This window comes from Rhizobium terricola (assembly GCF_012927355.1).
Lineage (GTDB): Bacteria > Pseudomonadota > Alphaproteobacteria > Rhizobiales > Rhizobiaceae > Allorhizobium > Allorhizobium terricola.
The window spans coordinates 477,312-501,386 of record NZ_JABBGK010000001.1 but is presented as its reverse complement, the minus strand read 5'-3'; the positions used below and the strand labels follow the sequence as shown (position 1 = coordinate 501,386).

23 protein-coding genes are annotated in these 24,075 nt (G+C 63.9%); 9 read left to right on the top strand and 14 right to left on the bottom strand.

Going from position 1 to position 24,075, the window contains the following annotated elements; translation table 11 throughout:
* Positions 1–3: 3 nt before the first annotated feature.
* From leuA to HHL25_RS02240, 5 genes are all read right to left on the bottom strand, one after another.
* Positions 4–1,722, bottom strand: a complete 1,719-nt coding sequence (gene leuA / locus HHL25_RS02260; protein ID WP_169586854.1) for a 2-isopropylmalate synthase — start codon at positions 1,720–1,722, stop codon at positions 4–6.
* A 325-nt stretch (positions 1,723–2,047) separates the two neighbouring features.
* A complete protein-coding gene (brnA, locus tag HHL25_RS02255; RefSeq protein WP_169586852.1) occupies positions 2,048–2,296 on the bottom strand; it encodes a type II toxin-antitoxin system BrnA family antitoxin in 249 nt (82 codons plus the stop codon).
* Positions 2,274–2,546: a BrnT family toxin gene (locus HHL25_RS02250; protein ID WP_169586850.1), complete on the bottom strand. Its 273-nt coding sequence runs from the start codon at positions 2,544–2,546 to the stop codon at positions 2,274–2,276. The genes brnA and HHL25_RS02250 overlap by 23 nt, the downstream gene beginning before the upstream one ends.
* A 38-nt stretch (positions 2,547–2,584) precedes the next feature.
* The gene (locus tag HHL25_RS02245) at positions 2,585–3,763 is read right to left on the bottom strand and encodes a benzoate/H(+) symporter BenE family transporter (RefSeq protein WP_169586848.1); all 1,179 of its coding nucleotides are present in this window, start codon (positions 3,761–3,763) and stop codon (positions 2,585–2,587) included.
* Positions 3,764–3,856: 93 nt separating this feature from the next.
* Complete coding sequence (locus HHL25_RS02240) at positions 3,857–4,804, bottom strand: DMT family transporter (RefSeq protein ID WP_169586846.1); 948 nt, start codon at positions 4,802–4,804, stop codon at positions 3,857–3,859.
* A 271-nt stretch (positions 4,805–5,075) separates the two neighbouring features.
* On the opposite strand from HHL25_RS02240, the gene HHL25_RS02235 reads away from it, so the two are divergent.
* A complete protein-coding gene (locus HHL25_RS02235; RefSeq protein WP_315853011.1) occupies positions 5,076–5,855 on the top strand; it encodes an SDR family oxidoreductase in 780 nt (259 codons plus the stop codon).
* Between the two features lie 62 nt (positions 5,856–5,917).
* Here the strand turns inward: HHL25_RS02235 and HHL25_RS02230 are convergent, their stop codons facing one another.
* Positions 5,918–6,499 (bottom strand): ATP-dependent Clp protease proteolytic subunit, encoded by a 582-nt coding sequence (locus tag HHL25_RS02230; protein WP_169586842.1) that lies wholly within the window; start codon positions 6,497–6,499, stop codon positions 5,918–5,920.
* 126 nt (positions 6,500–6,625) lie between these two features.
* Complete coding sequence (locus tag HHL25_RS02225; protein ID WP_169586840.1) at positions 6,626–7,057, bottom strand: Lrp/AsnC family transcriptional regulator; 432 nt, start codon at positions 7,055–7,057, stop codon at positions 6,626–6,628.
* A gap of 125 nt (positions 7,058–7,182) precedes the next feature.
* On the opposite strand from HHL25_RS02225, the gene HHL25_RS02220 reads away from it, so the two are divergent.
* A complete protein-coding gene (locus HHL25_RS02220; RefSeq protein ID WP_169586838.1) occupies positions 7,183–8,286 on the top strand; it encodes a saccharopine dehydrogenase family protein in 1,104 nt (367 codons plus the stop codon).
* 352 nt (positions 8,287–8,638) lie between these two features.
* Positions 8,639–9,736 (top strand): GumK N-terminal domain-containing glycosyltransferase, encoded by a 1,098-nt coding sequence (locus tag HHL25_RS02215; RefSeq protein ID WP_169586836.1) that lies wholly within the window; start codon positions 8,639–8,641, stop codon positions 9,734–9,736.
* A gap of 6 nt (positions 9,737–9,742) precedes the next feature.
* On the opposite strand, the gene HHL25_RS02210 is transcribed toward HHL25_RS02215, so the two are convergent.
* The gene (locus HHL25_RS02210) at positions 9,743–11,257 is read right to left on the bottom strand and encodes a lipopolysaccharide biosynthesis protein (RefSeq protein ID WP_169586834.1); all 1,515 of its coding nucleotides are present in this window, start codon (positions 11,255–11,257) and stop codon (positions 9,743–9,745) included.
* Positions 11,258–11,341: 84 nt separating this feature from the next.
* Between HHL25_RS02210 and HHL25_RS02205 the strand changes: the two genes are divergently transcribed.
* Positions 11,342–12,271 (top strand): ATP-grasp fold amidoligase family protein, encoded by a 930-nt coding sequence (locus tag HHL25_RS02205; RefSeq protein ID WP_169586832.1) that lies wholly within the window; start codon positions 11,342–11,344, stop codon positions 12,269–12,271.
* 128 nt (positions 12,272–12,399) lie between these two features.
* On the opposite strand, the gene HHL25_RS02200 is transcribed toward HHL25_RS02205, so the two are convergent.
* Both HHL25_RS02200 and HHL25_RS02195 read right to left on the bottom strand, forming a co-directional pair.
* Positions 12,400–12,816 (bottom strand): hypothetical protein, encoded by a 417-nt coding sequence (locus HHL25_RS02200; protein WP_169586830.1) that lies wholly within the window; start codon positions 12,814–12,816, stop codon positions 12,400–12,402.
* Positions 12,817–13,031: 215 nt separating this feature from the next.
* A complete protein-coding gene (locus tag HHL25_RS02195; protein ID WP_169586829.1) occupies positions 13,032–14,495 on the bottom strand; it encodes a protein adenylyltransferase SelO in 1,464 nt (487 codons plus the stop codon).
* Positions 14,496–14,806: 311 nt separating this feature from the next.
* Here HHL25_RS02195 and HHL25_RS02190 point away from each other — a divergent pair, with 311 nt between their 5' ends.
* The gene (locus HHL25_RS02190) at positions 14,807–15,304 is read left to right on the top strand and encodes a hypothetical protein (protein WP_169586827.1); all 498 of its coding nucleotides are present in this window, start codon (positions 14,807–14,809) and stop codon (positions 15,302–15,304) included.
* A 276-nt stretch (positions 15,305–15,580) separates the two neighbouring features.
* Entirely contained in the window at positions 15,581–16,153 is a 573-nt protein-coding gene (locus HHL25_RS02185) for a HupE/UreJ family protein (RefSeq protein WP_169586825.1), read from the top strand.
* Positions 16,154–16,235: 82 nt separating this feature from the next.
* Here the strand turns inward: HHL25_RS02185 and HHL25_RS02180 are convergent, their stop codons facing one another.
* From HHL25_RS02180 to HHL25_RS02165, 4 genes are all read right to left on the bottom strand, one after another.
* Positions 16,236–18,464 carry a putative bifunctional diguanylate cyclase/phosphodiesterase gene (locus tag HHL25_RS02180; protein ID WP_169586823.1) on the bottom strand — a complete coding sequence of 743 codons (2,229 nt, stop codon included), beginning with the start codon at positions 18,462–18,464 and terminating at the stop codon, positions 16,236–16,238.
* Between the two features lie 311 nt (positions 18,465–18,775).
* Positions 18,776–19,240 carry a preQ(1) synthase gene (gene queF / locus HHL25_RS02175; protein ID WP_169586821.1) on the bottom strand — a complete coding sequence of 155 codons (465 nt, stop codon included), beginning with the start codon at positions 19,238–19,240 and terminating at the stop codon, positions 18,776–18,778.
* A 4-nt stretch (positions 19,241–19,244) separates the two neighbouring features.
* On the bottom strand, positions 19,245–20,153 hold the full coding sequence (locus HHL25_RS02170) for a cation diffusion facilitator family transporter (RefSeq protein WP_169586819.1): 909 nt from the start codon (positions 20,151–20,153) through the stop codon (positions 19,245–19,247).
* A gap of 170 nt (positions 20,154–20,323) precedes the next feature.
* Entirely contained in the window at positions 20,324–20,920 is a 597-nt protein-coding gene (locus HHL25_RS02165; protein ID WP_205927700.1) for a TetR/AcrR family transcriptional regulator, read from the bottom strand.
* A gap of 156 nt (positions 20,921–21,076) precedes the next feature.
* On the opposite strand from HHL25_RS02165, the gene HHL25_RS02160 reads away from it, so the two are divergent.
* From HHL25_RS02160 to HHL25_RS02150, 3 genes are read left to right on the top strand one after another with little or no spacing between them, the layout of a single operon-like run.
* Positions 21,077–22,420: a flavin-containing monooxygenase gene (locus HHL25_RS02160; protein WP_169586815.1), complete on the top strand. Its 1,344-nt coding sequence runs from the start codon at positions 21,077–21,079 to the stop codon at positions 22,418–22,420.
* Positions 22,417–23,262, top strand: coding sequence for an alpha/beta hydrolase (locus tag HHL25_RS02155; RefSeq protein ID WP_315853010.1), 846 nt, complete (start codon positions 22,417–22,419; stop codon positions 23,260–23,262). The genes HHL25_RS02160 and HHL25_RS02155 overlap by 4 nt, the downstream gene beginning before the upstream one ends.
* Positions 23,263–23,288: 26 nt before the next feature.
* On the top strand, positions 23,289–24,059 hold the full coding sequence (locus HHL25_RS02150) for an SDR family NAD(P)-dependent oxidoreductase (protein ID WP_169586813.1): 771 nt from the start codon (positions 23,289–23,291) through the stop codon (positions 24,057–24,059).
* Positions 24,060–24,075 lie beyond the last annotated feature (16 nt).

Sequence of the window (24,075 nt, the reverse complement as noted above, 5' to 3'; positions counted from 1 at the left end):
GGTTCAGGCCTTCTTCGCGCGGTCTTCGAGCACCCGGTTCGCGGCGGAGACGATCGCCTCCAGCGAAGCCGAGACGATGTTGCTGTTGATCCCGGCGCCGAACAGCTTGCCACCCTTGTGCTCGACCTCGACATAGGCGATCGCCGACGCGTTCGAACCGTGCTGCAGCGAATGCTCGGAGTAGTCGGCGACCGACAGCTCGGTGCCGAGATAGGTCGACAACGCGTTGATGAAGCCGTCGATCGGGCCGGTGCCCTTGCCCTCGATACGCTTGAGTTCGCCGCCATCGGTGATCTCGGCCGCCACGATCCGCACGCCCTTCTGGTCCGAGCCGGCCGGATAGGTGTGGTGATCGACGAACTTCAGCCGTGCGCCGGGCTGGGTCACGTAGCGCTCGATGAAGCGCTCATAGATGCGCTTCGACGGCAGCTCCACGCCTTCCTCGTCGGTGATCCGCTGGATGTCCTCGCGGAACTCGACCTGCAGGTTGCGCGGCAGGTTGATGCCGTAATCCTCCTGCAGGATGTAGGCAATGCCGCCCTTGCCCGACTGCGAGTTGATGCGGATGATCGCCTCGTAGGTCCGGCCGACGTCCTGCGGATCGATCGGCAGGTACGGCACTTCCCAAACCGGGGAATTCGCCTTGCGGATCGCCTTCATACCCTTGTTGATCGCGTCCTGGTGCGAGCCGGAAAACGCCGTGTACACCAGTTCGCCGACGTAAGGATGGCGCTCCGGAATGGTCATCTCGTTGGAATATTCGTAGACCGCCTTGATCCGCTCGATGTCGGAGCAATCCAGTTCCGGATCAACGCCTTGCGTGAACATGTTGAGGGCCAGCGTGACGATGTCGACATTGCCGGTGCGCTCGCCGTTGCCGAACAACGTACCCTCGACGCGGTCGGCGCCGGCCATCAGGCCGAGCTCGGTCGCGGCGATGCCGGTACCGCGGTCGTTGTGCGGATGCAAGGAGACGATGACGTTCTCACGGTTGTTGATGTTGCGGCACATCCATTCGATCTGGTCGGCATAGATGTTCGGCGTCGCCATCTCGACCGTCGACGGCAGGTTGAGGATCAGCTTGTTGTCCGGCGTCGGCTTGATGATGTCGATGACCGCGTTGGAAATCTCCAGCGCCACCTCCAGCTCCGTACCGGTGAAGCTTTCCGGCGAATACTCGAAGCGGAAACCGCCGCCGGCCTTGGCCGCCATGTCGGTGATCATCTTGGCCGCATCGACGGCGATCTGCTTGATGCCCGGTACATCCTTGCCGAACACGACGCGGCGCTGCAATTCACTGGTGGAATTGTAGAAATGGATGATCGGACGGTGTGCGCCTTCCAGTGCCTCGAAGGTACGGGTGATCAGCTCAGGCCGGCACTGGACCAGAACCTGCAGCGACACGTCGGCGGGCACGCCGCCCTCCTCCACGCACCAGCGCGCGAAGTCGAAATCGGTCTGCGAAGCGGACGGGAAACCGATCTCGATTTCCTTGAAGCCCATGTCGAGCAGCAGCTGAAACATGCGGGCCTTGCGGTCGTGGCCCATCGGATTGACCAGCGACTGGTTGCCGTCGCGCAGGTCGACCGAACACCAGATCGGCGCCTTGGTGATGGTCTTCGACGGCCAGGTGCGGTCCTTGATGTCGATTTGCGGATAGGGGCGATACTTCATCGCCGCCTCGGGCATGCCCACAATGCCGGTTCCGGATTTCATGCTCATGTCGTTCATCTCTTCCTCTTCCGCACCTGCCCGGCTCTTAGCGCATCAATGGCGCCATGGCGACGGCAAATGCTGGCCTTCGGTCGGCCAAATAGTATCAGTCTACGGGATTTGCTTCGAGGAGCTGAGCCATGCGGCTATCCGGCCGCCGGGCGCTCCTCAAAGGACCCGGCAACCGCGGATAAGGCTAAGAAGAAGCGAGTTTGGCACCGACGCGACAACACCGGCCGCCGGGCGGGCGGTCTTCAGGGTCGCAGCAATGGTCGAGCCGAAACGTGTCATGATGGCAAACAGATAACGCGCGACGACCGATCGCGCAAGTCCGTTATTCGGCGGCGGACTTCGGAGACTGTTTGAGGCGTTCGCGAATCCATAGGGATACCAGCTTATGCCGCGAGGTGTTCAAACGAACGGCCTCCGCGTCGAGCGCAGACAGCTCCTCTTTCTGCAATTCGAGCTCGACCAGTTCGTGCTCCCAATTGATACGCCGCGCATTGGCCCAATCGAAATATTCGCTGACGTCTTCCCCGTTGTCGAATTTTTCGTCGAGCTCAGCCGCTGTTATGGTCTTCATAATACTGACTCTCCGCCTTCCTGGCCCTGCGAACGGAAATGATCCGGATCTTGTTATGCCGGAGCGTGAAGTATCCCATCCAGAATTTGCCTTTGATGAGACCGACAATACCATATCGGACCTCGTCCTGCGAGCGGGCGTCGACAGTCAACCCGTTTCCCGCACGCCACAATTCCTGCGCCGCCACGAAATCGATTCCGTGTTTCGCTCTGTTCGCCTCGCTCTTGGCCGGATCGAATTCGAACTCCATGCCCGATCAAAGCACGGAGACGCGCAAAAATCGAGAGCTCACCCCCTGCGTGAGAGCCGCAACAATCCAAGCATCAATCCGCCGGCGACCAGCCCCCAGAAGGCGCCGGAAATTCCGGCGAAGGAGACGCCGGAGGCCGTGATCAGGAAGGTGACGGCGGCGGCCTCACGCGTCTCGGGCTCCTTGAAGGCGGCGACGGCCGAGCCGGAAAAGGCGCCGATCAGCGCAAGTCCCGCCACGGCCTGGATGAGGATCGGCGGCGCGAGCGACACGAAGGCGGTGACGGCGCCTGCGGCAAGACCGAGGATGACATAGCCGACGCCGGCGATGATCGCCGCCCAATAGCGCTTGTTGCGGTCGGGATGGGCGTCCTCGCCCGCGCACATCGCCGCCGTAATCGCCGCAAGGTTGACGGCATGGCCGCCGAACGGCGCCGACAGGAGCGAAAAGACACCCGTCACGGCAAACAGCGGGCCGGGATTGGGATCGTAATGGTTGACCTTCAGGACCGCGATGCCGGGAATGTTCTGCGATGCCATGGTGACGATGAAGAGCGGCAGCGCGATCGACACAAGCGCCGGCAGCGTGAAGGTCGGCGCGACCAGTTCCATCGGCGGCGCGAGCGACGCGGCCCAGCTTGCCATTGCCCCGTCCGGCAGTTTGACGCCGAACACCATCACGATCACGAAGGCGGCAAGCGCCGCCGGAACCGCATAGAGCCGCTTGAACGCCAGCACCGCCGCCCAGGCGACGAGGATCGGCAGGCCAAGCTTCGGATCGAAGGCGATCGCCTTGAACGGGGCGAAACACAGGCCGAGGATCACGCCCGACAGCATGGCATTGGCGAGCGGCGCCGGGATGGCCGCGACCGCCCTACCGAGCGGCTTGAAGAGACCGGCGATCACGATCAGCACGGCGCAGACGAGAAAGGCGCCGACGGCCGCGGCAAAGCCGCCCTCCACCGTGCCGGCCGTCGCCAGCAGCGCCGCGCCGGGCGTCGACCAGGCGATCGACACCGGCAATTTCGTCCAGGCACTCAGCACGATGGCACACAGCCCCATCGACACCGACAGCGCCATAAGGCCCGAGGCTGCCTCATAATCGGTCGCCCCGACCCCCTTCAAGCCTTGCAGCACGACGGCGAAGGAACTGGCGAAGCCGACGAAGGCGGTGAGCACGCCCATGAAAAGGCTTTGAGCGGAAAGGTCTTTGAACATCGCAGGACTCGGCAATCGATGAATGGGAAGCGGCACCTTCAACAGGCCGCGTAAGTTTGGCAAGGCCGTCCGGGCCCGGTCGGGTACGCCAGGCTAGGCCGGCAGCTTCCCCATGCTCGATTTCCGCAATCCGGCAATCATCAACCCATAGATACATCCGGCGATCAGAATGAAGGCGGCGATCTGATAGGGTTCGACCCTGTCGCCGAGGAAGATCGCCGACAGGACCATGGTCAACGCCGGCCAGGGCGTCGTGATCGAGCTTGCGAGCGACACGTCGATATGGCGGATGGCGTAGAACCAGACGATCAGCTCAAGGTAATAGACGAGCCCCATCGCCATACCGAAGAGCAGAAAATCGCCGCGCACGAGACCGGCGGCAAACTGCTGCGGGTCGACGATTGCGACTACGCCGCCGAGGAAGACGGTCGAGACGGCGACGCGCAGCAGCGTTACCTCGGCCGGCGTCACGGGCGTGCGGCCCAGCTCTTCCCGGATGATCACGTGGGCGACGCTCCACAGGAACGGGACGCCGAGTGCAAGCAGAAACCACGGAGAGAAACCGTCGATCCGCCAGGTGCCGCCTGTCCCCAGATAATAGAGTGCGACCATCAGGACAGCCGTAAGCAACAGCTCGACCATGGACTTTCGCCGCTTGAGGAAGAGGCTTTCCCACAGGATGGCAAAGACCGGGTAGGCCTGCATGGCAATCGCCGCACTGACCGCACCCGCCCTTTCGATGCCGAAGACGTAGAGGAAGGTCGAGAGCCCGAACATCGCCCCGGTGACCACCACCACGGCCAGCGCCCGGCGTCGGGACGCCGTGCCGGCCTCGACCGAAAGCAGCCGCGATGTCCCGTTTCGCCTTTCATGCGCGACGAGGGGAATGGCAAAGACGGTCTCCCAGACAGAGAGCCAGAAGGCGAAACCGAGGGCAGAGAAATCCGCCGGCCGGCTGTTCGACAGGACCGGCATGATGCCGAGAATGGCGAGGCAGACGATGGCAAGGCCAATGCCGGTTCCGGTCTTGGGTGCCGCCATACGTGTGAGCGCCTTCAAAAGAGATAGATCAATGAGGGAGAAATTATACACACATACAACAACAGCAAGATCAGAATTGCCACCGTGACAAGATCACGGCGCGGGAGGCCGGCGAAGTGGGCTTCAGGCGCTGGAGCACGACGGCCAACGAACGCGCAAAGCCGACAGACACCCCCCGCAGGCAGCCACGACACGCCTTCGCAGAGGCCGCCGCAAGGCGTATAGTCGCGCATTCGGACCCGAAAGCGAGGGACGGCCAATGACAGGTGACGTGAAGACGATCTTGATCACCGGCGCGACAGGGGGCATCGGCCGAGCGGTCTGCAGGCGGCTGGCGGCGGGCGGACAGCGACTGATCCTCGCCGCGCGGAACCAGGAGCGGCTGGACGCCCTCGCCCGGGAACTCGCAAACCATCACCCCCGGCACATCCCGCTCGCGGTCGACATGACGGACGAAAGCTCGATCGCCCGGTTCGGCGGAGCGCTGGACGCGCAGGGCATCGTCCTGGACGGCCTCGTGCTGATGCCGCCGCAGGCCCACAGCACCAACGATGCCTTGCCTGAGAGTGCCGCCTGGCGGACGCTTTTCCAGGACTGCTTCATCGGCCCGCTCGAACTTCTGAAGACGGCCGTCGCCCGCATGAGACCGGACCCCGAGGCCGGCCGGCGTGCCAAGATCGTCATCATTTCCGGCATTTCGTCGGCCCAGGTGCTCGGCCACTACGCGACGTCGAACGTCCTGCGCTGCGCCTGGGTCGGCGAAGCAAAGACCCTCGCCTTCGCGCTCGGCGCCCGCGGCATCCATGTCAACACGCTGTCGCTCGGCGGAACGCTCTCCCCCTGGTACCGCGAGGGGATCGAGAAACGCGCCGCGGCAGCCGGCATCTCCTACGAGCAGCGCCTCGCCGAGGAGACCGCCAACGTGCCGCTCGGCAAGTACGGCGAACCCTCCGAGGTTGCCGTCGCGGTCGAGGGGCTGCTTTCCGCCTTTTCCGACCACATGACGGGCCTCAACATCATGCATGACGGAGGCTTCACCCGCTCCTACTGAGCCACGAAAAAACCCGCCGGAAAGCCGGCGGGTTTTCGAAATTCGTCCAGAGATACAGGGTCTCAGATGTCCGACTGGCTCGTCACGATCTTGGAGACCAGGCCGTAGTCCTTGGCCTCTTCGGCCGACAGCCAGTAGTCGCGGTCGATGTCCTTGGCGATCTTGTCTTCCGACTGGCCGGTGGCCTTCGAGAAGATCTTGATCAGGCGCTGGTTCATCTTGATGATTTCGCGGGCCTGGATCTCGATGTCGGATGCCATGCCGCGGGTGCCGCCCGACGGTTGGTGCAGCAGGAAGCGCGTGTTCGGCAGGCAGATCCGGCGTTCCTTCGGCACCGACACATAGATCAGCGCGCCGGCGGAGGCGACCCAGCCCGTGCCGATGATCCAGACCTTCGGCTTGATGAACTTGATCATGTCGTGGATGGAATCGCCCGATTCCACATGGCCACCCGGCGAGTTGACGTAGACGCGGATGTCTTCGTCGGATGCCGCGGCAAGCGCCACGAGCTGGGTGCAGACCTTCTGCGCCAGTTCCTGGGTGATCCCACCATAGATGAAGATCGAACGCGACTTGAAAAGGTTCGCTTCCGTTTCCTTGCCGAGCGGCAGTTCCTTGCTCTTGTCGTCTTCGTCTTCGTTCATCCGGATGGTCTCCACTTCGATTCGGTCTCCCGCACATAGTGCGACTCATGTCCTAAAACAATGCGGGGGAAAGGGGAAGGCTCCGAACCGGTGAACAGGGGGTTAGCGCGGCGGAGCTCAGCGCGGCTACCGGGAGATCCGCGTCGACAGGATGATCGACGACAAGGTTCGCTCCACGCCCGCCAGTTCGCCAATGCGGTCGATCAGTCGGTCGAGTTCGGCGATCGAGGGGGCGGCAATGATGGCGATCAGGTCGTAAGGGCCGTTGACCGAATGCAGTGCCGTCACCTCGCGGATCGCCGCAAGCTCGCCCGTCACCGCCGAAAGCGACTTCGGAGCGATGGTGATCAGCACATGGGCGCGAATCAGGTCGCGCAGATAACTGTCCGACAGGCGGACGCCGTAACCGGCGATCACCCCTTCCCGCTCCAGCCGCTCGAGCCGCGCCTGTACCGTCGTGCGCGACAGCGACAGCCGCCGCGCCAGCGTGGCGACGGGCATGCGGGCGTTCTCGCCCAGCAGGGAAATCAGTTCGCGGTCCTTGTCGCTCAATTGCATTGTGATCAATCCGTTCGGCAATTTGCCCAATATCATAGATCATTTTGAACATAACGCCACTTGGAATCGTCCATCCCCGTCGGCATCCTGAACAAATCTGACAAATTTCAAGAGGGGATATTTCCATGAAGGACATCGTCATCATCGGCGCCGGCAAGATCGGCAGCGCCATCGCGCTCATGCTTGCAGACAGCGGCTCCTACAAGATCACGGTGGCCGATCGCTCGGAGAGCCAGCTCGCCGCCGTCGAGCACCATCCGGCCATATCGACGGCCGCGGTCGACATCGGCAATGCCAATGCCCTCGATGCAGTCCTCGCCGGCAAGTTCGCCGTCCTCTCGGCCGCGCCCTTCCACCTGACCGGCGCGATCGCCGAATCGGCTGCCCGCACCGGCACCCACTATCTCGACCTCACCGAAGACGTTGCCACCACCCGCAAGGTCGAAGCCCTGGCGAAGAATGCCCACGCCGCCTTCATCCCCCAGTGCGGCCTCGCTCCCGGCTTCATCTCGATCGTCGCCAACGACCTCTCCACCCGCTTCGACACGCTCGACAGCGTGCGCATGCGCGTCGGCGCGCTGCCGCAATATCCGTCGAACGCGCTCAACTACAATCTGACCTGGAGCACCGACGGTCTCATCAACGAGTATATCGAGCCCTGCGAGGCCATCGTAGAAGGCAAGCTGATCAACGTCCCGGCCATGGAAGAGCGCGAGGAATTCTCGCTCGACGGCGTCACCTACGAGGCCTTCAACACCTCCGGCGGCCTCGGCACACTCGCCAAGACGCTTGAAGGCAAGGTGCGCACCATGAACTACCGGACCATTCGCTATCCGGGCCACCAGGCGATCGTGAAGGCCCTCCTCAACGACCTCAACCTCAAGAACCGCCGCGATGTCCTGAAGGACCTGTTCGAAAACGCCCTTCCCGCCACCATGCAGGACGTCGTTGTCGTCTTCGTCACGGTCTGCGGCACCAAGGACGGTCGCTTCCTGCAGGAGACCTATGCCAACAAGGTCTATGCCGGCGTGGTCGGCGGCCGCCTGATGAGCGCTATCCAGATCACCACGGCAGCCGGCATCTGCACGGTTCTCGACCTGCTCGCCGACGGCAAGCTGCCGGCCAGGGGCTTCGTCCGCCAGGAGGAAGTGCGCCTGTCCGATTTCCTCGCCAACCGCTTCGGCCGCGTCTACGATCCGGAAGTCGCGCGCCTCGCCAAGGTCGGCTGACCAAAGGCTTCCACAGGTGATTCACGAAAATGTGTTCCGCGCGCAGATGAGGCGCGGAACACTGGGCAACGGCACAAAGTGCGAGCGACATACCCCTTAAGTTGCCGCATAATCATAAGCTTGACACTCGATGTTCAACAAAATCCGGTGCTCGTCCTATCCGCCCGCGGCATCTCGAAACGCCGCTCACCCCTGGAAAACAGGCCTTCTTACGGGCGAGAAAGTCCGGCGGCATGTTTCGGCCCCACTGCGTTAAAGAAACAGTGATAGACCTGCAGTAGAGACTGTTTCGCCGGAACGAACAGAGAGGTCGCAGGATTTGCCGGGGGGCTCCACAGACAGCAAGCGCATCGTGATCCTGTCGTCACATGCCTATCTGCCGACTGCCCGCAAGGCCAGCGTACACTTCGTTGCCGAGAACTGGGCGGCCATGGGCCACCGGATCCACTTCGCGACCGTCGGATATAGTTGGCTCAGTGCTTTCAAGCGGTCGCACCGTTTCCACGCGCTTCGCAAACAACAGAACAACCGCTTCACCCGTTACCGGGAAAACCTCCACGCCGGCTGCTACCTTCCGCTGATCCACGGGTTCAGCAGTTCCAACGCGCTGCTCAGGGAGCTCGGCCACCAGTTGATGCGGCGCTACGGCCGCCACTTGCCCGGCTTTGTCGTGGAGAGGATCAGGGAGGCCGACCTCGTGGTGATCGAGAGCGGCACGCCGCTCGCCTTCGTCGAGCTGGTCCGCCGCGTCAACCCGTCGGCCCGCATGCTATATTTTTGCCGCGACCTTTTGTCGAGCGTCGGCGCCTCGGACGTCCTGCGCAACATCGAGCGGCGTCATGTCGGTACCTTCGATGCGATCTGCGTGCCGTCGCGCCGGCTGGGAACGCTGCTGCCGCCCGGTGGCAAGGTGGTCTATGTGCCACAGGGCGTCGACGGAACCGCCTTCGACGCAGCTGACGTCTCGCCTTATCCCGCCGGAAGCCGCAACGCCGTCGTCGCCGGCGACATGCTCTTCGACCAGAGCGTGATCCTCGCGCTCTCCCAGGCAGCCACCGAGGTGACGTTCCATCTCTTCGGCGTTCGCTGGAATGGTGCCGCACCCGGCAACGTCCGCCTGCACGGCGAACAGGGTTTTGAGGTGCTGGCCCCCTATATCCGTCACGCCGATTTCGGCATCGCCCCCTACTGCTATTCCGACGGCAATGCCTATCTCGCGGAATCGAGCCTCAAGCTCCTGCAATACAGCTATTGCGGCCTGCCGATCATCCAGCCCGACACGATTGCCACCAGCCGCGGTAACGAAGTCTATTACCGAGCATCGGGAGAAAGTGACTGGAGGGGCGTCGTCGAACGCGCCCTTGCGGTCCGCCACCCGTTCGGCGGCAGCGAGGAAATTCCCAGCTGGCGCACGGTCGCCGAACGGACCCTCGTCAGCGTTTTCCCCTGACCACCGTCAGCGGTGGGTGATCAGCCGAACCGTCGAAAGCAGTAGCCGTTCCGCGAGCCCCGGCAGCCGCTCCGAAAGCGCTTCAGCGCCAGGCAGAATGTCATCGGCAGGCAGCGCTCTCAGAAGTCGTAGCGCCACTCCGTAGCACAGGGCACCGACAACGACGGCCGGTGCGATCCCGACAGGCGAGGCAATCACCGCGATCACCGCATAGGCCGACATCCCGCAGACGAGCGCCGCGACGACCACGCGGCTGAGCGCTGATACCATCGCGGAGAGCCTGTGATGCCGCCACGCGGCGATGAGAAGGACGAAGAGGCTCGCGGTCTCGGTGAAAAAGCGCGACCACGCCGCACCCCCGACTCCTGCTAGCGCAACCGCCGCACACAGCATGACCACCGTGAAGGCCCCCAGCCCCAGCGTGATACGCATCAGCAATCGGCCCTCGCCGATCGCCGCAAGGTAGGCCCAGGGCACGACCGCCAGCCCCGTACTTGCAGAGGCGGCGAGCAGGACCATCGCCGGCAGGCGCGCCTCGTAAAACGCCTCCCCGAAGACCAGCGGCAGGAGCTCCGGCATCAGCGCCGCCCCGCCAAAGGCGACCGGCAGAACCAGAACCGAGAACACGATCAGCGGCTGCCACGGCGCATTCGCCTTGTCTCCGGAAACCTCCTTCTGCGGCTCACCCTCCGATGCCCGCGAAAAGGCCACGACCAGCGGCGAGGAAAGCTGCATGGCCAGTTGCTCGACCAGCCCGGCAAAGACGATCGCAACGGCAAAAAGACCCATGTCCGCGCTGGTGAGGAATATGCCCAGCACCAGATATTCGATACGCGTCAGGGCGACGATGTTGACGAGGTCGCTGATCCACATGTCGCGGCCATAGGCCCGCATCTCCGGCGTCAGGGCAGCCGTGGACCGCGCGGCCCGTCGATCGACCAGCCGCGGCAGTTGCAAGACCTGCGGCAGGTAGCGCATCGCAACGGCGACGACCGCCCCGGTCACACCGAAAGACACGGCGCCGATCACCACCAGCGGCAGCTGAAGGAGACTGCCGATCGCCGAATTGACGGCGGGCGTGACGAAATCGCCCCGCCCCCGCGCTGCCGCGATTGAAAAGGCCGAGAACGCATAGAACATGAAGAGCACGGCCCCGGCGAAGCCAAGGCCGGTATCGAGCGGCGAGCCGAGCAAAGCAGCGTGCGGAAACCAGAGCGCGATACCGGCCACCACCACGAAGGCGACGAGCGGCAGTGTGAGGAAATGGCGGTAGGCGGCCCCGATCAGCAGCCGCTTCTCCTCTTCGCCCGAAAGCGCCGACGCGTAGCGCAGGACCGTCTGCGGCACGCCGCGATCGGTCAAGGCCGACAGCGACATCGCCGCCCAGAGCGCAAAGGCGACCAGACCGGAGCCCGACGGACCGAGGATGCGCGCCACCAGCACGGTCACTACGAGCCCGGCCGCCATCGAAACGACGGTCGAGGCGGCATTGAGAAGGGAGTGACGCACGGTGCTGGGCATGCGGGAAATTTAGAGGGCAAAAGGTAACTTCACCTTAAACGCATTGGGGCATCTTCGGCGCAAACGGAAAGGACTGACGCAAACGTGACGGAAAGCGCACAGCGAGAAAGCTTCATCATCCCCGGCAGCCTGAAAAGCCCGCTGGTCACCCGGCTGCGCAATCTGCTGTGGCGTATCCTGTCGCCGCTTCCCGACCGGCCCTACCTGACGCTCAAGTATCGGGTCATCAAGGGCGAATGGCCGAACCTTTCCGAACCGAAGACCTTCAGCGAGAAGGTTCAGGCCCGCAAGCTTTTCGACCGCAACCCGCTCTATGCGACACTGGTCGACAAGTTCGAGGCAAAACACCATATCGCCGAGCGTGTCGGCGACGACCATGTCCTGCCCGCCGTCTGGGTCGGCACGGATCTGAAGTCCGTCGACTGGGACGCCATTGCTTATCCCGTCGTGGTGAAGCCGACCCATGCCAGCGGCCTCGGCCGCTTTCTCTATTCCCGCGCCGATGCCGACCGGCTGCTCGCAGACGATCCCGGTCCGGCCTGGCTCGCGGTCGATCACGCCCGCTACAACCGCGAATGGGCCTACAGTCAGGTCCCGCCGCGGATCGTCATCGAGAAGATGCTGCTGATCGACGGCGCGGTGCCGTGGGACTATCGTCTCTTCACCTTCGACGGGGTCGTCTCCCACATCATGATCGACATCCGCGAGGGTGAAAAAGGCTACTCCGCCACCTATTCCGCCGACTGGCAGAAGCTACCCTTCTACGACCCGGACTATTACCCGCTCTATCCCGGCGACGTGCCGCGCCCGGCCAGCCTCGAACGCATGGTGGCGCTTGCCGAGGCGCTCGGTCGCGACCTGGATTTCGCCCGCATCGATCTCTATGCCGGCGGCGGTGAGATCTATGTCGGCGAGATCACGCTTTATCCCGGCGGCGGCTTCGAACGCTTCGATCCCCCCGAATACGACCAGATCGTCGGCGACAAATGGCGCCAGCGTTTCTACAAGCGTTGATCGACCAACCGTTCCTGAACCGGCAGACATGTTCAAGTCACAGACAGCGCCAGCAAGACGACGAACCCGCCGTCTTGCCGACACGCCATCTTACCGTTGCATAGGGGCATTGCTGCCCGATCGCACCCTCACTTCACGGTGAAGTTCACGTTTTCCGCCGGCTTGCCGTCGACTGAGATCTGCACCTGATAGCTACCGACCGGGAAACCGTTGTTCGGCTTGCTGAGCGACGCATCGAGCTGATTGTCGATTGCGCCGACGTCGAACGTCGCCTCGTCAATCTTGTAGTTGGCGGGCGCAACGCCGGCCGTATCCAACGCCACCCAGGCAACCGTGATCTTCGAGCCCGAGGAAACCTCGTCCGTGATATCGGCGGAGATGAAGATCTGGGCCGTGTCCGCGGCAAAGCTGTCCTTGGTTTCCTCCGCATCCTGTTCCGAGGAAAGAACGATGTTTTCGAACCCGCCGGCCCAGGCCGAAGTACCGCCTGTTGCGGCAGCCAGTGCCAGGACGAGGGCAAAAATGGGTTTCTTGATCGATTGCATGGTCACGCCTTCTGTTTGTGGGATTGCCAATGTGGTGATCATTGGCGCTTGCGAAAGGTCAATTTGGCCAGGAAAGGCAGGGAACCCCGTGCTATTTTTGGGGGAACGGGTCGTCGAAGGCGGAACCGGATGATGAATAGGCGCGCGGCCTCTTCCTGAGGTTGACGCACAAGGCAATGCGCAAACCTGTTGTTGCAACTTGACTTTTTTCGCCGTCAGGTCCCGCAGAAAGTCCGCTCCACCCGCTCGTCCGGTTTGGGCGGCGTCTGGTAGTCGGAGAATTCCGCGATTTCGGCATAGGGTTTCTCGAGCGCCGCGTTGAGCCGGTCGAACAAGGAAAAGTCGCCGTAGGTGGCGGCCTGGATGGCCTCCTCGATGCGGTGGTTGCGCGGGATGAGCGCCGGGTTCACCGCCTCCATCGCCGCCTGCCGTTCCGCCGCCGTGCGCGCGTCCGAACCGAACCGTGTGCGCCAGCGCGCCAGCCAGTCGGAAACGCCCCATTGTTCCTTGAAATGACGGAGGAAGTTCGCCTCGTCCGCGCCGCCCGCAAGCTTGCCGAGTGCCCTGAACGTCAGCGTGAAATCCGCTTCACCGTCATGCATCGACTGCAGCAGGCTGTTCACCAGATCGAGATCGCCTTCGCGGGCGTCCGCAAGACCGAGCTTTGCCCGGAAAAGCGCGAGCCAGCGTTCCTGGAACAGCTCGCCGAATACCACAAGCGCGGCATTGGCGGTCTCGACGCTCTCCTCCTCCCGCGCCGACACGAGCGGCAGCAGCGTCTCGGCGAAACGGGCGAGATTCCATTGGGCGATCCCGGGCTGGTTGGCATAGGCATAGCGCCCCCGCTGGTCGATCGAGGAGAAGACCTTGCGCGGGTCATATTCGTCTAGAAAGGCGCACGGGCCGAAATCGATCGTCTCGCCCGACACCGCCATGTTGTCGGTGTTCATCACCCCATGGATGAAGCCGACCGAGAGCCAGCGAGCGACGAGATCGGCCTGGCGCGCGGCGACCGCCCGGAGCAGCGCGAGATAGGGCTGTTCGGCCCCCTTGAGCTCGGGATAGTGCCGCTCGATGACGTGGTCGGCCAGCGCCCGGATGCCCTCGGCATCGCCGCGTGCGGCGAAGAACTGGAAGGTGCCGATGCGGATATGGCTCGCCGCCACCCGAGTGAGAACGGCGCCGGGAAGTGCGGTCTCGCGATAGACCTGCTCGCCGGTCAGCACGGCCGCAAGCGCCCGCGTGGTCGGAATTCCAAGCGCCGCCATCGCTTCCGAGACGATGTATTCGCGAAGCACCGGGCCGAGCGCGGCCCGGCCGTCACCATTGCGCGAGAACGGCGTGGCGCCGGCACCCTTGAGCTGGATGTCCCGGCGCTCGCCGTTCCTGTCGACCACCTCGCCGATCAGCATCGCCCGCCCGTCGCCGAGCTGCGGCACGAAGTTTCCAAACTGGTGCCCGGCATAGGCCATCGCGATCGCCGCTGCCCCCTCCGGCAGGCTGTTTCCGGAGAAGATTGCCGCAAGCCCGTCATCGTCCGTACCGCTGAAATCGAGGTTCAAGGCCTCGGCGAGCGCGGTGTTGAACCGGATAAGCTTCGGCGCCTTCGCTCCGGTCGGCGTGACCGGTCGGTAAAACCGCTCGGGCAGTTTCTGATAGCTGTTGTCGAAGGCAAACATGGCTCGACGCTCCCGGTTGTCGGCCGCTTGGCGATAAGCGGATATCTCATGACCAAATATGGGGCATGTGCCGCGCCGAGCAAGGAAAATTGACGAAGGACAGGATCGCCGGGGACGATGCCGGCCAAATATGGGTGTATCGCCGACTTCGCCTTGCGGAGCGCGCGAGCACGCTTCTAACGTGCCGCGCGAAACCGCGGAGCACACGGTCCGGGCGCCAGTCGGCTGCCTTCGGTCCGGTCGAGGCTCAAGGCCTACGGGGTTGAACGAAACATCGCAGCGTCACGCTGTTCTTGAGGGGTAGAACCGAGATGAAAATTCGCCTTGCCGCCCTGGCGGCCGTCGCCGTCGTGCTCGCCGGTTGCACGACCACCGAAGAAGCCAACACGGTCATCCAGTCACGCTGGGTCGGACAGCCGGTCGAACTCTTCTTCAGCCAGTACGGCCCGCCGATCTCGCAGTTCCAGATGGCCAGCGGCAATGTCATCTACAGCTGGCGCGGCGGCGACACGACCCGCTACATCGCCCCGACCTATACGAGCCCGACCCCGGCGCAGACCACGACCCGCACCGAGACGAAGGAAACCAAGCCGGGCGTCACCGTCACCAAGACGACGACCTACGGCACGTACCAGCCTCAGCCGCAGATGATCTCGCCGCCGCGCTACGAGGACCTGTTCTGCGAGCTGCAGATCACCGCCGATCCGCGCCAGACGATCGTCGCCATCCGCGCGACGAACGACACGGACGGCGAAGGCCTGAGCTTCTCGCGCTGCGCCGAGGTTCTGAACGCCCATCCGCAGAAATAGTCCTGCCCATGCCTGATTTCTTCCTTCCGCATGCCGGTGCGGAGGGAAGAATTGCCACGACCTCTCCCAAGGCACGAGGTCCGACCGTGTCGCATGTGTCCCTTGCCGTGACGCGGACACGTTAGTCAGCGGCCCCGGCAAAAGGCCATAGTCCGGGCAATACGAGTTTTGCCGTGGACAGCGACATTCGCCTTACGATAGTTCTTTCCATCCGATATAGAGAGGGCCGGCGCGACTGATTTCCAGGCGCCGTGTCGACCAAAGAGAGGGACAAATATGCTCAAGAGACTTTCCATGACGGCTGCCATCTTCGCCGCAGCCACCGCCCCTGCCTTCGCCCACCTCAATCCCGAGGAACACGGCTCGCTGATGGCAGGCGTCTCCCATCCGCTGTTCGGGGCAGACCACATCCTGGCCATGGTCGCCGTAGGCCTCTGGGCCTCGCAGATCGGCGGCCGCGCCCTTCTTGCCGTTCCGGCCGCCTTCGTCGCCACCATGGCGCTCGGCTTCGCGCTCGCGGTAGGCGGAGTCGGCCTGCCCTTCGTAGAGCCGGCCATTCTCGCCTCGGTCATCGGCCTTGGCCTTCTGGTCGCCGCCGCGGTCCGCCTCCCGGTCGCAGCCTCCGCCGCCGTGGTCGGCCTCTTCGCCCTCTTCCACGGCCACGCCCACGGCGGCGAGCTCGGCTCGGCCGGCGCGCTTCAGTTCGGCCTCGGCTTCGTGCTGTCGACCGCGCTGCTGCACGCTGCCGGCGTCGGCCTCGGCGTCGCTCTGTCGCGCCTCGGCCCGCAGGTTACCCGCCTTCTCGGCGTGGCGACCGTCTTCGGTGGCGCAGCAATCGCTTTCGGCTGATCCGCCGGAAGACAACATCATCCAACGACGATCGGCGGGTCTCGCGACCCGCCGATTTCTTTTTGCCGGATGGAAGAGCAGTCTAAACGATGGAGAGACGCGGCAACCGCCGGTCAGGCCGGCCGGCCAGGAGGCGGTCGACCTCCTCGCCCGACAGCGGTTCGGAGTAGAGGAAGCCCTGCAGCTCGTCGCAGCCGACGCGCTTGAGGAACTCCATCTGCGCTTCGGTCTCCACGCCTTCGGCCGTGGTCTTCAGCCCCTTGGCGCGCGCAAGCTCGACGATCGCCTGAATGATCGCCTCGTCACCGCGATCGGCCCCCAACCCCTCGACGAAGGACTTGTCGATCTTGATATGGTCCACCTCGGTCTCGTGCAGGCGGCCGAACGTCGAGAACCCGGTGCCGAAGTCATCGAGCGCGATCCCGATCCCGGCGGCCCTAAGTGCGCGGAAGTTGGTCGAGCACTCCTCGCACTCCTCCATCCAGGCGGTCTCGGTCACCTCCAGCTCGAGCCGGTTCGGCAGGAGCCCGGTGCGTGAAAGAATGCCCATCACGTCAACGGCAAAACCCGGGTCGCGCAATTGCACCGGAGAAACATTCACGGCAACCGTCTCGAAGGGCCAGCGGGCTGCATCGCGGCAGGCCTGCTCCAGGACGTAGCGGCCAAGTTCGCGGATCAGGCCTGCCTCCTCCGCGATCGGCACGAAGTAGACGGGTGAGATCATCCCCCGCGTCGGATGTTGCCAGCGTGCCAGCGCCTCGACACTGCCCATCTCCCCGCTCTCCGCGAGGTATTTCGGCTGGTAGAAGACCTTGAACTGGCTGAGGTCGGAAAGCGCCTTGCGCAGGTCGCGTTCGATTTCCGCCCGCTCGCGCACCAGCGCATCCATGTGCGGTCCGAAGATCGAGTAGCAGCCGCGGCCGCTCGCCTTGGCGCTGTAGAGCGCGACGTCGGCCTTGCGGGTGAGCTCGGTGCGCTCCCGGCCGTGCTGCGGCGCGATGGCGACGCCGACAGAAATGCCGACGAAGGCCGTCTGACCATCGATGTCGAAGGGCGCCTGGATCGCCTCAACGATGGCCGTGGCGAGACGTTCCACGTCGGCAAAGTCGTCATAGGGGATCAGCACGTTGAACTCGTCGCCGCCGATGCGGCAGAGCGCCGAATGGGGCGGCAAAAGCGCCTTGATGCGCTCGCCGACGCCGCAGATTACCCGGTCGCCGGCCTGGTGGCCAAGCGTGTCATTGATCGGCTTGAAGCGATCGAGGTCGAGATAGAGCACCGCGATCTGGTTGGCTTGTCCACCGGCGTCCGCGAGCCGGCGATCGAGGATCGCTTCGAACGCCGCGCGGTTGAGCAGGCCCGTCAGCGGATCATGTGTCGCGAGATGGCGGATCTTCGCTTCCTGGTCGCGATTGGCCTTGATGCGGCGGGAGAGCATGACGATGAGGATGGAGACCGCGCCGATCGCAATCGCCAGGATCAGAAGCAGCGCCGGCGTGATCGAAACGAGGAAGTCCAGCCCGGGACGGTAAGGCTCCCAGACGAGATATCCGATCACCCCGCCGCCGCTTGCCAGCAGCGGCAACCCGACGCTTCGGCCTTCATCGCGGAAGACCGGCGCGAAGTGCATGCTGTCGAAATCATACTTGCTCTGCAGCTCCTTCAGGAACTGGCCGTCCAGATAGCGGATCGCGACGTGCACGTACTCCTGTCCCGCGACCTGCTCGATCTCCCCGCTGTCGCTGACGATCGGCTTCAGGCTGATGACCGCCGGTCGCCCGTTGAGGATGCGGAAATCGGCAACGCCGAACGTCTGCAACCCCTCCTCGACCGCGACGTCGCTGCGCCGTAGGCCGTCGCGCAGGGCACCCAGCATCGGCGTGATCGTCAGACGGATCTGCGCATACTCCGTTATCGGTGCCTGATGGTGGCGCGAATAGGCATAGACCGGCTCATTGCCCGGCGACAGGACATAGGCCGCGTCGTGGCGGAAATAGGTGGACATCCATTCGCCGAGATTGGCGTTCGTCCATTCCTCCGCTTCAACCCCGGGAAGTTCGCGCGCATTGCTGATCGCATCGTCCCAGACGGTCACGCTCTCCTGATCATGGGCGATCTGGTAGCGGAAGCGGCCGATGACATGGCGCGCCATGTCCTTCTGGCGGGCAGACGCCACTTCGTCGATGTTCCAGGTCGACCAGACGAGGAAACCGAAGGTCCCCGCCGTCAGCACCAGAAGGCCGAGAAATGCGGCCACGACCACCTTCAGGATGAGAAAGTCGGTCGATCGGCGAAAGGCATGTAGCGCCATGTTTCGTAAGCCTCTGTTCAAGTGCTTAAGCAATGTCACAGAGGCATTAACGCTGCGCTTCGCCTTAAGGTTTAAGTTTTACTAATGAAGGATATTCATCTGCATCCGTCGCTTGTTCCGCGCCTTCCGAAGGCGAGGCCAAGGCATTGTTTGGAAAGCGTTTCCCGACGTGAACCTTCCATCCCTCAGCCCGGAGCCTTTCAAGGGCCGCCGGCCAACAAAAAGCGGAATCATTTCCTCAGTATCGCATGCCAAACCGCTGATGCGACTCGCCTTTCGGCATCCGCCTCGGTGTCGCGGGATGCAGCCGTTCAGCCCCGCCCGCGATAGGTCGCCACGCCCTGTTCCGGAAGCCAGACGCCCGCCGGCGGCTCGCCCGTCTGCCAGAAGACGTCGATTGGAATACCACCGCGCGGATACCAGTAGGCGCCGATTCTCAGCCACTTCGGCTCGAGGAGCTCGATGATGCGCTTGGCGATGTAGATCGAGCAGTCCTCGTGGAAGGCGCCGTGATTGCGGAACGAGAACAGGAAGAGCTTCAACGACTTCGATTCCACCAGCCAATCGCCGGGGATGTAGTCGATGACGATATGGGCGAAGTCCGGCTGGCCGGTCATCGGGCAGAGCGAGGTGAATTCCGGCGCGGTGAAGCGCACCACATAGTCCGTCCCGGCATTGCCGTTCGGCACGCGCTCGAGCACGGCGGTCTCCGGGCTGGTCGGCGCCTCGACGGCATGCCCCAGCTGCGAAAGTCCCGATACGTCGGTCTTGCTCATCGTTCTATCCCTTCACCGTGACGGCCACGCCATGGGCCTTTTCGCTTTCCGGCTCGACATGAATGGTCACGCGCGCGCCGGGCAGCGCACCCTTCACCGCGGCTTCGAGCCGATCGCAGATCTCGTGCGCCTTGCCCACCGGCATGTCGGTCGGGACCACCAGGTCGAAGGCGACGAAGGTGACCGCGCCGGCCCGGCGGGTGCGCAGGTAATGCACGTTGATCGAGCCCGCGAGGTTGGCGCCGATCGCCGCCTTGATCGCTGCGTCCTCCGCCGGTTCGACCGCCTTGTCCATCAGCCCGTCGACCGAGTGCGAAATCACCTTCCAGCCCTGGAAGATGATGTTGAGCGCCACCAGGATGGCGAGCACCGGATCGAGGATCGCATAACCCGTGATGAGCGCCAGGACGAGGCCGACCAGCACGCCGCCCGAGGTCACGACGTCCGACATGATGTGCTGGCCGTCGGCCGAAAGCGCCGGTGAACGATGGGACTTGCCGACCCGGATGAGCGTGATCGCCCAGGCGGCGTTGATCGCGCCCGCTGCCGCATTGATGGCAAGGCCGAGCACCGGCGCATCCGGCATCTTCGGCGCGAAGAGACCGTGATAGGCCTCGTTGACGATCAACAGCGCGGCAACGACGATCAGCACGCCTTCGAGAACGGCCGACAGGTATTCGGCCTTGTGATGCCCGTAGGGATGGTCCTGGTCGGCCGGTTTCTGAGCATAGCGGATGACGAAATAGGCGACGAAAGCCGCGATCACGTTGACCGTCGATTCCAGTCCGTCCGACAGCAGGGCGACTGATCCCGTTACCCACCAGGCCACGAGCTTGAGCCCCATAACCCCGAACGAGAGCGGGATGCCCCAGAAGGCCAGCCGCGCGACGATGCCGTTGCCATGTTCCGACATTTAGACATTCCTTGCAGATGCGAACGAATTGCAGAAATTCGAGCCCGAAAACGCGAAACCGCCGGCGCTCTCACAAGCGCCCGGCGGTTTCCTTCGGCCGGTATATGGACGACAACGCGCCCTTTGTCAAAGCAAGCGAACGCCCGAAACCACCCTGTCCACCGGTCGGGTCAGCGCGGCGTTTCGACCTCGATCGATGCCCGGAAAAGCCCCACGAGAAAGGCGACGCGCTGCTCGGCGATCTCGGGCGTCAGCGAGACATGCACGACCAGATCGACGCCGAGCGCGATCATCGTCTCGGCCATCAGCGCCGCGTCATGGGGCTTCAGCCGGCCGCGCGCCGTCCAGTCGAGCAGGTCCCTTTCGAGATCCTTCTGGATGTCGGTCTTGCGATCGGCAAGATAGAAGATCCGCCGGAAGATGGTCTGGTTGCGGGCAATCAGCAGCGCGTTTTCCGGATCCTCGAGTGCGACCTTCGCCGCAAGTTCGAAGGGTGCTCCGATAAAGGCTTCGACCGTCGTCGCCTCGCGCCGGCTGGTGCGCAGCTTCTCGGCCAGTGGCTCCATGATCTCCGCGACCAGCGCCTCGAAAACCGCCTCCTTGTCGTGGAAGTAGTTGTAGAACGAGCCCGGCGCCAGTCCGCTGCCGCGTACGATGTCTCTGACCGTCGCGGCCCCGTAGCCGAGCTGCGACAGCACGGTCCGCGCCGACGCCAGAAGGGCGTCGCGGTTGGCCTTCTTGTTCTGGTCCCGCTTCGATTCGTTCACCCGGACGTTCTCCCACAAAGCCCCTGCCTCGTGAAGCGAAAGCTAATTCACACTCTGTCTTTCGCAAAAATTGACACCTGTGTCATTTTTTAATTTGACACAGGCGTCATTTTTGTCGAACGTCAATCGCAAGGGCACTTTGGGAGGAGGAACCCCATGACTGCAAAGCGTGTCGCCGTGATCGGCGCCGGACCGGCCGGTATCGCGGCCATCAAGAATTTTACCGATCTCGGCTTCGATGTCGTCGGCTTCGACCGCTGCCAGGGCGTCGGCGGCAACTGGCGCTTCGACGATCCGACGGGCCATTCGAGCGTGTTCGAGACGACCCACATCATCAGTTCGAAATACACCTCATCCTACGAGGACTTCCCGCTTCCCGCCGATGCGGCCGACTATCCGTCGCATCGCGTGCTGGCGCGCTATTTCCAGGACTACGCAAGGAATTTCGGCGTCACCGACCGGATCCGCTTCGAAACGGAAGTGGTCAAGTGCGAGCCCGCCCCCGGCGATCGCTGGTCGGTCACCTGGCGCAAGACCGGGGATGACGGGGCAACGACCGAGGTCTTCGACGCGCTCTGCGTCTGCAACGGCCACCACCACACGCCGCGCATGCCGGAGTATCCCGGAACCTTCACCGGCAAGATGATGCATTCCCACGAATACAAGCGCGCCGCCCCCTTCGCCGACCAGCGCGTGCTGGTCATCGGCGGCGGCAATTCGGCCTGTGATGTGGCGGTCGAAACGTCGCGCGTCTCGGCAAAGACCGCGATCAGCTGGCGCCGTGGCTACTACCTCATTCCGAAGTTCATGCTCGGCCAGCCGGTCGACAAGCTGTTCTACCGCTTCACCTGGCTGCCCAAGCGGCTGCAGCTGATGGGCCTGGAATTCCTGCTCAACCTGCTCCAGGGAAAGAATCGCGATATCGGCCTGCCGGACCCCGATCACCGCATCATGGCGACCCATCCGACGCTGAATTCGGATCTCTATCTCGCCATCCGCCACGGCAAGGTCCAGCCGAAGCGCGACATCCAGCGCCTCGACGGCAAGCGCGTGCATTTCGTCGACGGCACCTCGGAAGAGTTCGACGTGATCGTCGCCTGCACCGGCTACCAGATCACCCATCCCTTCCTCGACAAGGCCGTAATCGACCTGTCGAAGGCCCCGGTGAGACTCTACCAGAAGATGCTGCCGGAAAAGCTCAAGAACATCTACTTCATCGGCCTGTTCCAACCGCTCGGCTGCATATGGCCCGGCGCAGAACTGCAGGCCAAGCTTGCGGCGCGCCACCTCGCCGGCCTCTGGCAGCCCAGCGCTCCGTTGTCGCAGCTCATCAACCATGAGCTCGCCCACCCGGATGTCGATCAGGTCAATTCGCCCCGCCACACCGTGACCGTCAACGACATGGCGTTCCGCAAGCGGCTGAAGGCGGATCTCGCCCGCGCAAGGCCGGTTCCGGCACGCCTCGGCCTCGCGGCCACCCGGGTCGAAGCGGCAGAATGAACGGCATCCGCAGCGAGACGCTTCGCGGTCCCGCCGGCTCCCTCGCCATCCGTCGCATGGATGCCGAGGGGAAGCGGCGGGGCACCCTGCTCTTCGTTCACGGCGCCTGGTCGTCCACCTGGTACTGGGAACCCCACTTCATGCCGTTCTTCGCCGCCTCGGGGTTCGACGTGGTGGCGCTCGACCTCAGGGGCCACGGCAGGAGCGACGGAAAGATCCGCTGGGCGACGATCGACGGCTATGTGGCAGATGCCGCGGCCGTCGCCGCGACGCTCGAAGATCCGGTCGTCGTCGGCCATTCCATGGGCGGCCTCGTCGCCCAGCATCTTGCGGCGCGCCGTCCGGTCGCCGGCCTTGCGCTCCTCGCCTCCGTCCCGCCCTGGGGCGCCTGGTCGGCGCTGTGGCGCGTCGTCCGCGAAGACCCGGCAAAACTTCTGGCCTGCACCCTCGCCTTCGACCTGAAGCCGATCGTCGCCGACGCCGGCCTCGCAAGGCGGATTCTTTATTCCCGCTCTCCGGCGGACAAGGATATGGACGCGTTCCTGCGGCACCTCGGATCGGAGTCTTACCTCGCCTTCCTGGGCATGCTGTTCCGCCATCCGCCACGGCTGCCCGCCGGACTTCCGCGCTTGGTGCTCGGCGCCGAACGTGACAGGCTCTTCCCGGAAAAGACCGTTCGCGCCACTGCCCGCCGTCTCGGCGTCGAGCCGCAGATCGTGGCTGAAGCCTCACACATGCTGACGGTCGAACACCGCTGGCAGGATGCGGCGGACGCCCTGCTCCACTGGCTGGAACGGGAGGTGCCGGCGGCTCGCCCCGGATCTTCCGCCGGCCACCGATGACACAAACTGGATGAGGAGTGAGTGACATGCGCAGGAAATCGATACTCATCACCGGAGCCGGCTCCGGCATCGGGCTTGAAACCGCCCTGCTTTTTGCCGGCAAGGGCTGGCTCGTCGGCGCCGCGGACATCGATGCCGCAAGCGTCGAGCGGCTTGCCGCCCGCGCACCGGCCGGCTCGATCGTGCCGCTCGTCGGCGACGTCACCGACCGCGCCGCCGCGACCCGCATGACCGACACATTCCTGGAGCATACCCTCGGCTATCTCGACGTCGCTTTTCTCTCGGCGGGCATCCTGCGCATGGGTCCCTTCGTCGAGATCACCCCGGAGGACCACGCCCTGATCAACAGGGTCAACATCGACGGCATCCTGACCATGATCGGCGCCACGTTCGAAGCGCTGAAGAAGACGCCGGATGCCCATCTGATCAGCATGAGTTCGGCCTCGGCCGAATATGGCGTGCCGGAGCTTGCCGTCTATGCCGCCTCAAAGGCCTTCGTCCGCAGCCTGACCGAGGGCCTGGCGATCGAATTTGCCCAGCACGGCATCACGGTCAGCGCCATCACGGTCGCCTATGTCGCGACGCCAATGGTCCACGACGCCAAGGTCAAGTCGCGCTCGCTGCAGAAGCTCGGCGTCAAGATCACCCCCGACCGCGTCGCAAGGACGGTCTGGCGCGCCGCCCACGGCCGCAAGCTGATGTGGCGCATCGGCCTCGACGCCAAGGTCCTCAACCTGGTCGTCCGCCTCTTCGGCGACCATTTCAGCATCATCGCCAGGCGGCTGGGCGGGTATTGATCGCGGCCGGATGGGC

Bases quoted from the DNA above. Each gene is read 5' to 3' on its own strand.
- leuA (WP_169586854.1), bottom strand. From the start codon at position 1,722: ATGAGCATGAAATCCGGAACCGGCATTGTGGGCATGCCCGAGGCGGCG.
- brnA (WP_169586852.1), bottom strand. From the start codon at position 2,296: ATGAAGACCATAACAGCGGCTGAGCTCGACGAAAAATTCGACAACGGG.
- HHL25_RS02250 (WP_169586850.1), bottom strand. From the start codon at position 2,546: ATGGAGTTCGAATTCGATCCGGCCAAGAGCGAGGCGAACAGAGCGAAA.
- HHL25_RS02245 (WP_169586848.1), bottom strand. From the start codon at position 3,763: ATGTTCAAAGACCTTTCCGCTCAAAGCCTTTTCATGGGCGTGCTCACC.
- HHL25_RS02240 (WP_169586846.1), bottom strand. From the start codon at position 4,804: ATGGCGGCACCCAAGACCGGAACCGGCATTGGCCTTGCCATCGTCTGC.
- HHL25_RS02230 (WP_169586842.1), bottom strand. From the start codon at position 6,499: ATGAACGAAGACGAAGACGACAAGAGCAAGGAACTGCCGCTCGGCAAG.
- HHL25_RS02225 (WP_169586840.1), bottom strand. From the start codon at position 7,057: ATGCAATTGAGCGACAAGGACCGCGAACTGATTTCCCTGCTGGGCGAG.
- HHL25_RS02220 (WP_169586838.1), top strand. From the start codon at position 7,183: ATGAAGGACATCGTCATCATCGGCGCCGGCAAGATCGGCAGCGCCATC.
- HHL25_RS02210 (WP_169586834.1), bottom strand. From the start codon at position 11,257: ATGCCCAGCACCGTGCGTCACTCCCTTCTCAATGCCGCCTCGACCGTC.
- HHL25_RS02200 (WP_169586830.1), bottom strand. From the start codon at position 12,816: ATGCAATCGATCAAGAAACCCATTTTTGCCCTCGTCCTGGCACTGGCT.
- HHL25_RS02195 (WP_169586829.1), bottom strand. From the start codon at position 14,495: ATGTTTGCCTTCGACAACAGCTATCAGAAACTGCCCGAGCGGTTTTAC.
- HHL25_RS02190 (WP_169586827.1), top strand. From the start codon at position 14,807: ATGAAAATTCGCCTTGCCGCCCTGGCGGCCGTCGCCGTCGTGCTCGCC.
- HHL25_RS02185 (WP_169586825.1), top strand. From the start codon at position 15,581: ATGCTCAAGAGACTTTCCATGACGGCTGCCATCTTCGCCGCAGCCACC.
- HHL25_RS02180 (WP_169586823.1), bottom strand. From the start codon at position 18,464: ATGGCGCTACATGCCTTTCGCCGATCGACCGACTTTCTCATCCTGAAG.
- queF (WP_169586821.1), bottom strand. From the start codon at position 19,240: ATGAGCAAGACCGACGTATCGGGACTTTCGCAGCTGGGGCATGCCGTC.
- HHL25_RS02170 (WP_169586819.1), bottom strand. From the start codon at position 20,153: ATGTCGGAACATGGCAACGGCATCGTCGCGCGGCTGGCCTTCTGGGGC.
- HHL25_RS02160 (WP_169586815.1), top strand. From the start codon at position 21,077: ATGACTGCAAAGCGTGTCGCCGTGATCGGCGCCGGACCGGCCGGTATC.
- HHL25_RS02155 (WP_315853010.1), top strand. From the start codon at position 22,417: ATGAACGGCATCCGCAGCGAGACGCTTCGCGGTCCCGCCGGCTCCCTC.
- HHL25_RS02150 (WP_169586813.1), top strand. From the start codon at position 23,289: ATGCGCAGGAAATCGATACTCATCACCGGAGCCGGCTCCGGCATCGGG.